The sequence below is a fragment of the Pantoea leporis genome, assembly GCF_028048155.1.
GTDB lineage: Bacteria > Pseudomonadota > Gammaproteobacteria > Enterobacterales > Enterobacteriaceae > Pantoea > Pantoea leporis.
In genome coordinates, this window is sequence record NZ_JALMEU010000001.1 from 637,749 (window position 1) to 650,557 (window position 12,809).

14 protein-coding genes and 1 other annotated feature are annotated in these 12,809 nt (G+C 52.8%); of the genes, 5 read left to right on the forward strand and 9 right to left on the reverse strand.

Features of this window, described 5'->3' with window-relative positions; genetic code table 11:
* The 8 genes from pheT to MWH02_RS03010 all read right to left on the reverse strand — a co-directional run bounded on the left by pheT (position 1) and on the right by MWH02_RS03010 (position 8,016).
* Positions 1-2,388: a phenylalanine--tRNA ligase subunit beta gene (pheT, locus tag MWH02_RS02975; protein ID WP_271459874.1), complete on the reverse strand. Its 2,388-nt coding sequence runs from the start codon at positions 2,386-2,388 to the stop codon at positions 1-3.
* Positions 2,389-2,402: 14 nt separating this feature from the next.
* Positions 2,403-3,386, reverse strand: a complete 984-nt coding sequence (gene pheS, locus MWH02_RS02980; protein ID WP_101764574.1) for a phenylalanine--tRNA ligase subunit alpha — start codon at positions 3,384-3,386, stop codon at positions 2,403-2,405.
* A 71-nt stretch (positions 3,387-3,457) separates the two neighbouring features.
* Positions 3,458-3,583 (reverse strand) — a sequence feature (Phe leader region).
* Complete coding sequence (gene pheM, locus MWH02_RS02985; RefSeq protein ID WP_106120997.1) at positions 3,534-3,578, reverse strand: pheST operon leader peptide PheM; 45 nt, start codon at positions 3,576-3,578, stop codon at positions 3,534-3,536. Its footprint overlaps the feature before it by 45 nt.
* A 116-nt stretch (positions 3,584-3,699) precedes the next feature.
* The gene (rplT, locus tag MWH02_RS02990; RefSeq protein WP_007892678.1) at positions 3,700-4,056 is read right to left on the reverse strand and encodes a 50S ribosomal protein L20; all 357 of its coding nucleotides are present in this window, start codon (positions 4,054-4,056) and stop codon (positions 3,700-3,702) included.
* Between the two features lie 170 nt (positions 4,057-4,226).
* On the reverse strand, positions 4,227-4,424 hold the full coding sequence (rpmI, locus tag MWH02_RS02995) for a 50S ribosomal protein L35 (RefSeq protein ID WP_004157374.1): 198 nt from the start codon (positions 4,422-4,424) through the stop codon (positions 4,227-4,229).
* A gap of 99 nt (positions 4,425-4,523) precedes the next feature.
* Positions 4,524-5,075, reverse strand: coding sequence for a translation initiation factor IF-3 (infC, locus tag MWH02_RS03000; RefSeq protein WP_036621995.1), 552 nt, complete (start codon positions 5,073-5,075; stop codon positions 4,524-4,526).
* Positions 5,071-7,008, reverse strand: coding sequence for a threonine--tRNA ligase (thrS, locus tag MWH02_RS03005; protein WP_101764575.1), 1,938 nt, complete (start codon positions 7,006-7,008; stop codon positions 5,071-5,073). Before thrS ends, infC begins: the two co-directional genes overlap by 5 nt.
* 246 nt (positions 7,009-7,254) lie before the next feature.
* Positions 7,255-8,016 (reverse strand): DUF481 domain-containing protein, encoded by a 762-nt coding sequence (locus MWH02_RS03010; protein ID WP_101764576.1) that lies wholly within the window; start codon positions 8,014-8,016, stop codon positions 7,255-7,257.
* A 331-nt stretch (positions 8,017-8,347) separates the two neighbouring features.
* Between MWH02_RS03010 and ghoS the strand changes: the two genes are divergently transcribed.
* Positions 8,348-8,638, forward strand: coding sequence for a type V toxin-antitoxin system endoribonuclease antitoxin GhoS (gene ghoS, locus MWH02_RS03015; RefSeq protein ID WP_101764577.1), 291 nt, complete (start codon positions 8,348-8,350; stop codon positions 8,636-8,638).
* 89 nt (positions 8,639-8,727) lie between these two features.
* The gene (locus MWH02_RS03020; RefSeq protein ID WP_271459875.1) at positions 8,728-9,621 is read left to right on the forward strand and encodes a fructosamine kinase family protein; all 894 of its coding nucleotides are present in this window, start codon (positions 8,728-8,730) and stop codon (positions 9,619-9,621) included.
* A 4-nt stretch (positions 9,622-9,625) separates the two neighbouring features.
* On the opposite strand, the gene MWH02_RS03025 is transcribed toward MWH02_RS03020, so the two are convergent.
* A complete protein-coding gene (locus MWH02_RS03025) occupies positions 9,626-10,162 on the reverse strand; it encodes a YniB family protein (protein WP_101764579.1) in 537 nt (178 codons plus the stop codon).
* 142 nt (positions 10,163-10,304) lie between these two features.
* Here MWH02_RS03025 and hxpB point away from each other — a divergent pair, with 142 nt between their 5' ends.
* The 3 genes from hxpB to kduD all read left to right on the forward strand — a co-directional run bounded on the left by hxpB (position 10,305) and on the right by kduD (position 12,742).
* A complete protein-coding gene (gene hxpB / locus MWH02_RS03030) occupies positions 10,305-10,973 on the forward strand; it encodes a hexitol phosphatase HxpB (RefSeq protein ID WP_101764580.1) in 669 nt (222 codons plus the stop codon).
* 157 nt (positions 10,974-11,130) lie between these two features.
* Positions 11,131-11,967 carry a 5-dehydro-4-deoxy-D-glucuronate isomerase gene (kduI, locus tag MWH02_RS03035; protein ID WP_271459876.1) on the forward strand — a complete coding sequence of 279 codons (837 nt, stop codon included), beginning with the start codon at positions 11,131-11,133 and terminating at the stop codon, positions 11,965-11,967.
* A gap of 13 nt (positions 11,968-11,980) precedes the next feature.
* Positions 11,981-12,742 carry a 2-dehydro-3-deoxy-D-gluconate 5-dehydrogenase KduD gene (gene kduD, locus MWH02_RS03040; protein WP_271459877.1) on the forward strand — a complete coding sequence of 254 codons (762 nt, stop codon included), beginning with the start codon at positions 11,981-11,983 and terminating at the stop codon, positions 12,740-12,742.
* Positions 12,743-12,809: the final 67 nt, after the last annotated feature.

Below are 12,809 nucleotides of genomic sequence, written 5' to 3' on the forward strand. Positions count from 1 at the left end.
TCAATCCCTCAAGGTTGCCTGGAATCGCTCTTTTAATGCCGCAACGCATTTGGCAACGGTCGCGGCAATCTCCTCTTCTTCGAGTGTCCGGCTGGTATCCTGCAAAATCAGGCTAATCGCTAGGCTCTTTTCACCTTCGTTTACGCCCTTACCACGGTACACGTCAAACAAGTTTACGCCAACTACCTGATTTACGCCAACTTTCTTACACTCCGCAATGATATCTGCTGCAGGCACATTTTCAGCCACCACAACGGCGATATCACGACGGTTTGCCGGGAAGCGAGAAATCTCGCGCGCATCAGGCAGGACGCGGTCTGCGACCTTATTCCAAAGCAGTTCAAACACTAAGGTGCGACCATTCAGATCCAGCTTACGTTCCAGCTCTGGATGAACCACCCCGATAAATCCGATTCGTTCGCCGCGTAAATAAATTGCGGCGCTTTGTCCTGGATGCAGCGCCGGATTGGCTTCCGCACGGAAGGAAATCTCATCAAGTTTACCGGTCAAATCCAGCAGCGATTCTAAATCGCCTTTCAAATCATAGAAGTCAACCGTCTGACGCGCCAGATCCCAATGCTCTTCATAGCGATTACCGCTTAAAACGCCGGCCAGCATAAGATCCTGGCGGATACCCAGATCGGCCTGTGTATCAGGAACAAAGCGTAAACCGCTTTCAAACAGGCGTACGCGGCCCTGCTGACGGTTTTGGTTATATACCACCGCGCCCAGCAAACCGGTCCACAGCGACAGGCGCATTGCCGACATATCGCTGGAGATTGGGCTGGGCAGGATCAGCGCCTCTTCGCCCGGATGCAGCAACTGTTGCAGTTTTGGATCAACGAAGCTGTAAGTAATCGCTTCCTGATAACCTTTATCTACCAACAGATTTTTCGCACGCTTCAGCGACAGGTCGGCTTCACGATGCTGCGTCATGATCAGGCTGGCTTTCACCGGCACATCAGGGATGTTGTTATAGCCGTAAACGCGCGCCACTTCTTCGACCAGATCTTCTTCGATCGCCATATCGAAACGCCAGCTTGGCGCAACGGCTTGCCACTCACCTGCACTCACTTTCACTTCGCAACCCAAACGCGTCAGGATGTCAGTAACCTGTTCGTCAGCAATCACATGGCCAATCAGACGATCGAGCTTTTCACGGCGCAGCGTGATGGTGGCGCGTGGCGGCAGCGCGCTCGCGTCAGTTTGGTCGATGACCGGGCCCGCTTCGCCGCCACAGATGTCGAGCAACAGTTGCGTCGCGCGTTCAATCGCTTTGTGCTGCAACGCTGGATCGACGCCACGCTCGTAACGATGTGACGCGTCGGTATGCAGGCCCTGACGGCGAGCACGGCCGGTGATCGCCAGCGGATCAAAGTAGGCGCATTCGAACAGCACATTTTGCGTCTCTTCGTTAACACCGGAATGCTCGCCACCAAAGATGCCGCCCATCGCCAGCGCTTTGTGGTGATCGGCAATCACCAGCGTGTCGCTGCTGAGTTTAGCTTCGGTACCATCCAGCAGCGTCAGCACTTCGCCCTCTTCTGCCATACGCACCACGATGCCGCCGTCGATGCGGTCGAGATCGAAGGCATGCATCGGCTGGCCAAGCTCCAGCAGTACAAAGTTGGTGATATCGACCACCGGATCGATTGAGCGAATACCGCAACGACGTAGCTTCTCACGCATCCACAATGGCGTAGCGGCTTTAACGTTGACACCTTTCACCACGCGGCCAAGGTAGCGCGGGCACGCGGCGGTGGCATCAACACGAATCGGGAAGGTATCGTTGATGGTGGCTTTTACCGGCTCAATTGCGGGTGCCGTCAGCGGCAAACCGTTCAATACTGCTACATCACGCGCAATCCCGATGATGCCCAGACAATCGGCGCGGTTTGGCGTGACGCTGATTTCAATGGTGTTGTCGTCCAGCTGCAGATAACTGCGGATATCGGTGCCAATTGGCGCATCGGCTGGCAGCTCGATGATGCCGTTGTGATCGTCGGAAATACCCAGCTCAGAGAAGGAGCACAGCATGCCTTCAGACGGCTCGCCACGCAGTTTTGCTGCTTTGATTTTGAAATCGCCCGGCAGCACAGCGCCAACGGTCGCCACCGCCACTTTCAGGCCCTGACGGCAGTTTGGCGCGCCGCAGACGATATCCAACAGGCGATCGCCACCGACGTTGATTTTGGTGACGCGCAGTTTGTCGGCGTTCGGATGCTGGCCGCACTCAACCACTTCACCCACCACGACACCGTGGAACGCACCGGCAACCGGATCCATGCCGTCCACTTCAAGGCCGGCCATGGTGATTTGCTCAGACAGCGCAGCGCTGTCCAGGGCTGGATTTACCCATTCGCGTAACCAGAGTTCACTGAATTTCATTGGATAACCTGCCCTTATTTAAATTGTTTGAGGAAACGTAAATCATTTTCGAAGAAGGCGCGCAGATCGGTCACACCGTAGCGCAGCATGGTGAGACGCTCCATGCCCATGCCAAACGCAAAGCCCGAATAAATTTCCGGATCGATGCCAACATTGCGCAATACGTTCGGGTGCACCATGCCGCAACCCAGCACTTCCAACCACTTGCCGTTTTTACCCATCACGTCCACTTCTGCGGACGGTTCGGTGAACGGGAAGTAAGAAGGACGGAAGCGAATTTGCAGATTCTCTTCGAAGAAGTTGTTGAGGAAATCGTGCAGTGTGCCTTTCAGGTTGGTAAAGCTGATGTCTTTATCGACAATCAAACCTTCCATCTGGTGGAACATTGGCGTGTGCGTCTGATCGTAATCGTTGCGATAAACACGGCCTGGCGCGATGATGCGGATTGGCGGCTGCTGGTTTTTCATGGTACGGATCTGCACGCCTGAAGTTTGGGTGCGCAGCAGACGCGTCGCATCAAACCAGAAAGTGTCGTGATCGGCACGCGCCGGGTGATGGCCGGGAATGTTCAGCGCATCAAAGTTGTGGTAATCGTCTTCAATTTCCGGACCTGTTACCACCGCGAAACCCAGTTCGCCGAAGAAGGTTTCGATACGATCAATAGTGCGGGTCACCGGATGCAAGCCACCATTCTCAACGCGGCGGCCAGGCAGCGACACGTCGATGGTTTCCGCAGCCAGACGCGCATTCAGCTCCGCACTTTCCAGCGTCTCTTTGCGCGCGGTAAGGCGGTCCTGCACTTGCTGTTTGGCCTCGTTGATGACCGCACCCGCAGCCGGGCGCTCTTCTGCCGGCAGTTCACGCAGGGTGGTCATTTGCAGCGTCAGATGCCCTTTCTTACCCAGAAATTCGACGCGCACGGCGTCCAGAGCAGCGATATCCGCCGCCTCGTCGATGGCGGCCGTGGCACGAGCCACCAGGTCTGCGAGTTGGGACATGATTTCCTCTTCTTCCAGCCGGGCTGGTCAGTTCTCGTTGGGATCAGATGATCCGATTAAGTGTCGCCAGAAACAAAAAAGCCTCCACGAGGGAGGCTTTCAGCGCGATTTTTCGTTTCTTTTCTTATGCGCAAAAGCCCCTGATGTTCAGGCGCTAAAGTAAAAAAAGAAACGGAAAATAGCAGCATTCATGCTTGCGTTACCTTGTCATATTTAGAAACCGCACTATTGAAATGCGCAGCGGCCAAAATGTCAATCTTTTGCGTGAGTTGCGGGTAATAAAAAAGGGAGCAAGCTCCCTTTTTCAACCGACTTACGCCAGAGCTGATTTTGCTTTTTCAACAAGTGCAGTAAATGTCACTTTGTCGAATACAGCGATGTCAGCCAGAATCTTACGGTCGATTTCAATAGAGGCTTTTTTCAGGCCATTGATGAAACGGCTGTAAGAGATACCGTTCTGACGAGCCGCAGCGTTGATACGCGCGATCCACAGTTGACGGAACTGACGCTTACGTTGACGACGGTCACGGTAAGCATACTGACCAGCTTTGATAACAGCCTGGAAGGCAACGCGGTATACACGTGAACGTGCACCATAGTAGCCTTTAGCTTGTTTTAAGATTTTCTTGTGACGTGCGCGAGCAATTACACCACGTTTAACGCGAGCCATGTGAGCTCTCCTATATCATATTCTGTGATTTCCCTTCATCTTTCGTGCCGCAGCGGCGTTGGCTGTCTTCATTCATCCCAGTCACTTACTGATGTAAGTTCAGGGATTCATTGAGTTGCCGCCTTGCTGCAATCCGAAATCTTTCGGGGAATTAAACTAAAAAAATTTACTTATGCGTACGGCAGGCAGGCAATAACCAGACCCAGATCGCCTTTAGACACCATGCCTTTCGGACGCAGGTGACGTTTACGCTTAGTAGACTTTTTAGTCAGAATATGACGCAGGTTCGCGTGCTTACGCTTGAAGCCGCCAGAAGCGGTCTTCTTGAAGCGCTTAGCGGCGCCACGTACAGTTTTAATCTTTGGCATTTTTACAAATATCCACTTCGCATTGTTAATAAAATGAATCAGACAGGCGAACAAAAATCCGCACAACGCAAGCGCTGCGCGGCTTTATTACTTGAAGGCCTACTGTTTCTTCTTAGGAGCGAGCACCATGATCATCTGACGACCTTCGATCTTCGAAGGGAAGGATTCGACAATCGCCAGATCCATGTCTTCACACAGATCTTTACGGACGCGGTTAAGCACTTCCATACCGATCTGCTGGTGCGCCATCTCACGACCGCGGAAACGCAGCGTGATTTTGGCTTTATCACCCTCTTCCAGAAAGCGAATCAGGTTGCGTAGTTTGACCTGATAGTCGCCATCATCGGTACCAGGACGGAATTTGATTTCCTTAACCTGGATAACTTTCTGCTTCTTCTTCTGTTCCTTAGAAGACTTGCTTTTTTCATAAAGGAACTTGCCGTAATCCATGATACGGCAAACCGGCGGTTCGGCGTTCGGGCTGATTTCAACTAAATCTACGCCGGCTTCTTCAGCTTTCTCAATGGCTTCACGCAGGGTGACAATGCCAAGTTGCTCGCCGTCTACGCCAGTTAAGCGCACTTCGGTGGCACGGATTTCGCCGTTGATACGGTTCGGACGTGTTGGTTGTACTCGTTTTCCGCCTTTAATAACCTGTTTCCTCTAATTGGTGAAGATGTCGGCTGCGAATCTCTTGTTGCAGCTTCTCAACAAACACATCTACGTCCATGCTCCCAAGGTCTTTACCACGGCGGGTGCGCACGGCAACTTTGCCTGCTTCCACCTCTTTGTCACCGCAAACCAGCATATAAGGGACGCGACGTAATGTGTGCTCGCGGATTTTAAAGCCTATCTTCTCGTTTCTCAAGTCTGCTTTGACACGAATGCCAGCATTCTGCAATTTCTTCGTCAATTCACTGACGTATTCTGACTGACTGTCGGTGATATTCATCACCACAGCCTGCACCGGCGCCAGCCAACTCGGGAAGAATCCAGCGAATTCTTCGGTCAGGATGCCGATAAAGCGTTCCATTGAACCGAGAATTGCGCGATGGATCATTACCGGTGTCTGACGGTCGTTGTTTTCGCCGACAAAAGTCGCGTCCAGACGCTTCGGCAGGGAGAAGTCTAGCTGAACGGTACCACACTGCCAGGCGCGGTCGAGACAATCGTACAGGGTAAACTCAATTTTAGGGCCGTAGAAGGCACCTTCTCCCGGCTGATATTCGAATGGAATATCATTCTCTTTCAGCGCTTCTGCCAAATCCACTTCCGCACGATCCCACATTTCGTCGGTACCGATACGTTTTTCCGGACGGGTCGATAGCTTCACCACGATTTTTTCAAAACCGAAGGTGCTGTACATGTCGTATACCATGCGGATACAGCTGTTCACCTCATCACGTACCTGATCTTCGGTACAGAAGACGTGAGCATCATCCTGGGTAAAGCCGCGCACGCGCATCAGACCATGCAAGGCACCTGATGGCTCGTTACGATGGCAGCTGCCAAACTCCGCCATACGCAGCGGCAGGTCGCGGTAGGATTTCAGACCCTGATTAAAGATCTGAACGTGGCCTGGGCAGTTCATCGGCTTGATGCAATATTCACGGTTCTCTGAAGAGGTGGTGAACATGGCTTCTTTATAGTTCTCCCAGTGCCCGGTTTTCTCCCACAGCACGCGGTCCATCATGAACGGACCTTTCACTTCCTGATAGTCGTACTCTTTCAGCTTGGTACGCACAAACACTTCCAGCTCGCGGAAGATGGTCCAGCCGTCATTGTGCCAGAACACCATGCCCGGTGCTTCTTCCTGCATGTGGTAGAGATCAAGCTGCTTACCGATTTTACGGTGATCGCGCTTCGCCGCTTCTTCCAGACGCTGCAGATAGGCAGCCAACTGCTTTTTATCCGCCCAGGCCGTACCGTAAATACGCTGCAGCATTTTGTTGTCGCTGTTGCCGCGCCAGTAAGCCCCGGAGATTTTCTGCAGTTTGAAGTGATGGCAGAAACGCATATTCGGCACGTGCGGACCGCGGCACATGTCGATGTATTCTTCATGTTGATACAGGCCAGGACGATCGTCGTGGCTGATGTTCTCGTCAAGAATGGTGGTTTTGTAGCTTTCGCCACGCTCAGCAAACACGTCACGTGCTTCCTGCCAGCTCACCTTTTTCTTCACCACATCGTAGTTGGTTTCAGCCAGCTGGTGCATACGCTTTTCCAGCAGCTCAAGATCTTCCTGGGTTAAGGTATGTTCCAGGTCAACGTCATAATAGAAACCGTTATCAATCACCGGGCCGATCGCCATTTTGGTGTTTGGCCACAGCTGCTTAATCGCATGCCCTAACAGGTGCGCGCAAGAGTGACGAATGATTTCTAAACCGGCGTCGTCTTTAGCGGTAATAATCGCGACCTGAGCGTCCTCGGTGATCGGATCAACCGCATCAACCAATTCGCCATTCACGCGACCCGCGATGCAGGCTTTCGCCAAACCCGGTCCAATATCCAACGCAATATCCATCACGCTGACCGGACGGTCAAAGCTGCGCTGGCTGCCATCAGGAAGAGTAATTACTGGCATTTCATATCCTTAATTGCAGTGGTAAGCCACACGAAAGCCTACATGCAAAAATGAGTTTCATAGTGTGTAACCCGGCGTGATGTCAGACCCACGTTGTCGGAATGACGCCAGGAATGTAAAGCGGCGATGATAATAGCAGCTTTCGCCGCCGATCAAAACCCGTGCAGAGATTCGCTAAGCTAAAGAGAAATAAAAAAAACCGCTGCGAGGCACAGGCCTGGCAGCGGTGATTCACATCCGTCTCGCTTACATTGAGTATGAGAGCTGGATCGTGGTTTTGGTATCGGTACGATCCGGCGCAGATTCTGGCGGATTATTGTTCCAGGTCACGTTGTAGCCCAGCTTCAGCGCGAAATGGGCATTGATGGCCACCTGCAGCGCGGTTTCTGAGTTCAGCGTGGTGTCTTCACCGAAGCTGCTCAGCACAGAAACACCCTGGATAAATTTGGTGGTATCTGTCAGCTGCCATTGATAGCTCACTGCACCATAACCCAATGCTTTGGTTTCATGGCCGCCATCATGGAAATCGTCGTAACGCACACCCGGACCGAATTCAGCACGCAGTGAGTGAACCGGGCCGCTGAGGATCTGACGACCGTAACCGGCGGTCAGCACATCGCGTGAGTCATAACCGTTGAAACGGTCGCTTAGCCAGCTTGCCTGGCCAAACAGGTAATCAGCGCTATTGAGGTTATAGCGGCTACGGCCACCGATATTGTAAGTCTCAGATGAACGCTCATCATTTGAGGAGTTGTTTGCGGCGTTGCCCCACAGACTCAATGCGGTATTGGTTTGATACCACGTCATATTGGTAGACGCACTCAGCGAAGAACTGGTGGTGTTTCCAGTTTGAGCCAGGTAACCCGCTGAAGCGCTGCCTTCAAACGGCTTTTTCGCCGTTGCAGGGTCATCCATGGAGGTGAAAACGGCGTTATCTGCAAAGGCCTGGTGACAAAATGCTCCAGCAGAGAGCAATAAAACAGCGGACAGCTTGTTAAAGGCTTTCATTAAAAATAATCCGTACGACAGTTTAAAAAACGAAGAGTCTGAAGCGTTTCTCCGGCCAATCAATGCAATTTACCGTAAGTTTTGTAAAAAAGTATGTATCCGCATAAAAAACCAGGAAAGCCGCTGGACCGCTCTTTTAATGGGACTTTTCCCATTTTCGCTGCGCATTATAGGGGGCAATTACTCAAATAGCAGCCTGAAGGCTACAAGATTTTTCTGAACTCTTTTGACAAAGCTTTACCTGCTATTTTAACTAATGAATTGGCTAAAATTCGCTCTATACAGCGCGCTGGTCTACGCTGAAATCTGTTCGATAACAATGAGGTGAATAATGAGTGACCATGATGTCAAACGTTACATTGTCACGTTGAAATATCAGGAAAGTGGACTCGGCGACGTGCAGTCAGTGAACAGCGCCATGATCAATGGCGGATACAGCACCACCTTAAGCGATGATGAAGGTCATCCACATGAGTTGGGCACCAATAGCTTCGGCATTGTCAGCGCGTTAGAGGAGCATGAAATAGCAGAGCAAGCCGCGGGATATGCCCAAATCGCGCTCGATCATAAACCTGAGGTCACCGTCATCACGTTAGAGGCGTTTCTGAAACAACAATCCTGACGCAGTGCAAAAAACGGCATCGACGCCAGGTTTGCTCAGGTTTTGCGCGTTACAATCGAACTCACGCAGCGAACAAAGAGGATTACCCGATGTGGTCAGCCATTAGTCGTCTGTTAAGCGAGTACGCCGGTGATGCCGAAATCACCGACCGTCAGGAACTTCCCGGTGGCGATGTCCATCCCGTCTGGCGCATCCGCTATGGCGAGTTGGATGTGTTCGTCAAATGTAACACCCGCGATATGCTCACCTTGTTCAGTTGGGAAGCCGATCAACTCGACCTGCTGGCGCGCACGCAAACCGTTCGCGTCCCGAAAGTGTATGGCGTTGGCAATGATCGTGATACCAGCTTCCTGCTGCTGGAATATATTCCGCCTCATCCCTTTACCGCACAGAGCGCTTTCCAGCTCGGCCAGCAGTTGGCGCATCTACACCAATGGAGCGAGCAACCGCAATTTGGTCTCGATTTCGACAACAACATCACCACCTCACCTCAGCCGAATAGCTGGTTACGCCGCTGGTCAGTGTTCTTCGCTGAGCAGCGCATCGGCTGGCAGCTGCAACTGGCCGCGGAAAAAGGCGTGCACTATGGCGATACCGAACTGATTGTTGATTGTGTGCAGCGCACGTTAGCCAACCACCATCCGCAACCTTCTTTATTACACGGCGATTTGTGGCCCGCCAACTGCGCCGGCAGCGCAGAGGGTCCGTGGTTGTTTGATCCCGCCTGCTATTGGGGTGATCGCGAATGCGATTTAGCGATGCTGAGTTACTACGCCGATTTGCCGCGCCAGATCTATGATGGCTACCAGGCTGTTTGGCCACTGGAAGACGGATTCTCGCAGCGTCAGCCGGTGTATCAGCTCTATTACCTGCTGAATCGCGCCAATGTTTTCGGCGGCAACTGGACGGGCGAAGCGCAGTTCGCCATCGGCCAGTTGTTAGATGAAGATGTGTTGGGCGAACGTCAGGCCAGACCGGCCTGACGTATTACAGCATGCCGAGCAGTTTCAGCACAAAGTAGCCCGCGATAGCGATAATGATCGGCAGGATATAGAGCGGGAAAATCTGCAAGAAAATGGTGTGACGCGGGATGTGGATTTTCTCTTCCAGTTGCGCTCGCGTGCGCCCTTCACTGCCTTTGGCCTGTTCCATGATCAGCTGATCTTCAATTCCCTCTTTAATATGGCGCGACTGACGCCACATGCGCGCACCTGAAGCCTGCAGCGCTATGCCGACAAAGATCAGGATGTAGATCAGCCAAAACCCGATATTCGCGCCACCGTTAAATTCCGGCACCGGAGAGTTCTGCCAAAACACATTAAGAAACGGCGTATTGAACTTCACCATGTCAACCATGACATGCACAAAATCGAGCATCACGGCATCAATGCCCGGCTGCTTTTCACTGTGCTTAAACATAAAGCCCAGCAGCGAAATCATCGTGGATAACAATGCGGGTATAAAAATCACCCAGCCAGCCACTCGCTTAAGGATGGCGATGCGGCCAGCCTGTTGGTAAGTCATGGTGTCTCCCTGAACCAAAAATAGTTTTGCCTAAGTCTACCTGCACTACTGCAATTTTTCCTGAAAAATGCGTGGCCTGCCGCAAGTCGGCTTTATCAGGCTCTCGTGCTATGGTAAGCCAAATTTCTAAGGGAGCAGTTATATGTCATATCGTCGTCCTGTATTGGCCGCCATCTTTGATATGGATGGATTGTTGATCGACTCAGAACCGCTGTGGGATCGCGCGGAACTGGATATTTTCGCCAGCCTTGGCGTGGATATCACCCGCCGCCACGAGTTGCCCGATACGCTGGGTCTGCGCATCGATCAAACCGTGCGCATGTGGTTTGAAGCGCTGCCGTGGAGCGGCCCGGATCAACAGGAAGTGACGCAACGCATCATCGCCCGCGCGCTGGCGCTGGTGGAAGAGACGCGTCCGCTGCTGCCTGGCGTGGAGCAGGCGCTGCAACTGTGTCAGCAGCAAGGTTTGAAAATCGGCCTCGCCTCCGCCTCGCCGCTGCACATGCTGGAGCGCGTGCTGGAGATGTTTGACCTGCGCAAATACTTTGATGTGCTGGCGTCCGCGGAAGCGCTGCCGTACAGCAAGCCGCATCCGCAGGTCTATCTCGACGCCGCAGCCAAACTGGGTATCGATCCGCTTAACTGCGTCACGCTGGAAGATTCCTTCAACGGCATGATCGCTACCAAAGCCGCACGCATGCGTTCAATTGTGGTGCCGGCGGCCGAGCATCGTGAAGATGCGCGTTGGGCGCTGGCCAATGTGATTCTTGATGATTTAACCCAGCTCAAACCCGAACATCTGCACGGTTAATCGCAGCCCGCTTAACGCGGGCTTTTTTATGCAACTTGATCGCGCACGCAAATAAATAAAACATCGTTTCATTTTTATTGAATTCATATCTCATCCTGCCTAAGATGCCCAAAGACCCGCATCGGGACCACTTCCTTTGACTCTTAAGAGGCCTGAGATGGACATTCGTCAAAGCATTCATAGCGAGCATGCCAAAACCCTGGACACGGACGGCTTACGCCGTGAGTTTCTGATCGACAAGATTTTCGACGCCGACAATTACACCCTCACTTACAGCCATATCGATCGCATCATTATCGGCGGTGTAATGCCGGTGCAGAAACCGGTGACTATCGGCCATGAAGTGGGTAAGCAGCTGGGCGTAAGTTACTTCCTCGAACGCCGAGAACTCGGCGTAATCAACATCGGTGGACCGGGGCTAATTGAAGTGGATGGCAAAACCTGGGAGATTGATCAGCAGGAAGCGTTGTATGTCGGACAAGGCGCGCAGAGCGTGATTTTCCGCAGCAGCGATGCCAGCCGCCCGGCGAAGTTTTACTACAATAGCGCGCCGGCACACACCCATTATCCAGACAAAAAAATCACCCTCGACGAGGCAGTGAAAGCCACGCTCGGCGACGCGGCCACCTCGAACCGCCGCACCATTAACAAATTCATCGTGCCCGACGTGTTGCCAACCTGCCAGTTAACCATGGGATTAACCCGCCTTGATGACGGCAACTTGTGGAACACCATGCCGTGTCACACTCACGAACGTCGCATGGAAGTCTATTTCTATTTCGATATGGCCGACGACAGCGCCGTGTTCCACATGATGGGCCAGCCGCAGGAGACGCGTCATCTATTGGTCCATAACGAGCAAGCGGTGATTTCACCGAGCTGGTCGATTCACGCGGGCGTGGGAACGCAGCGCTATACCTTTATCTGGGGCATGGTGGGCGAAAACCAGGTATTTGATGACATGGACCACGTCAATATCAGCGCACTGCGCTAACAAGGAGCGAATCATGATACTCAACGCATTTAATCTTGCAGGCAAAATCGCGCTGGTCACCGGCTGCAATACCGGTTTAGGACAAGGTATGGCGCTGGGTCTGGCGCAGGCGGGATGTGACATTATTGGCGTCAACCGCGCCGGACCGGATGATACGCAGGCCAAAGTTGAGGCATTAGGCCGCCGTTTTTGGTCAATTCAAGCCGATCTGACCAAGCCGTCCATCGTGCCGCAAATTGTTGAACAGGCGGTGGCGCTTGCCGGTCGCATTGATATCCTGGTGAATAACGCCGGCATCATTCGTCGCGAAGATGCACTCAACTTCAGCGAGCAGGATTGGGATGATGTGATGAACATCAACAGCAAAAGCCTGTTCTTCCTGTCACAGCAGGTCGCGCGGCAGTTTATCGCGCAAGGCAATGGCGGCAAGATCATTAATATCGCCTCGATGCTGTCGTTCCAGGGCGGCATTCGTGTGCCTTCTTATACCGCATCAAAAAGCGCAGTGATGGGGTTAACCCGTTTGATGGCCAACGAATGGGCGAAGCACGGCATCAACGTTAACGCCATTGCGCCGGGCTACATGGCCACCAATAACACGGAACAGCTGCGCAGCGATGAGTCACGCAACGAGGAGATTTTAGGCCGCATTCCATCAGGTCGCTGGGGCATCCCGGACGACATGATGGGCCCAATTGTGTTCCTCGCCTCCGGCGCCTCCGACTATGTGCAAGGTTATACGTTGGCCGTCGATGGCGGATGGTTAGCGCGCTAGGCTAACCCGTTCTTTTCCCGCGTCATTGTGACGCGGGAAAGTGAAAAATATTAACGCTTCGTTACAG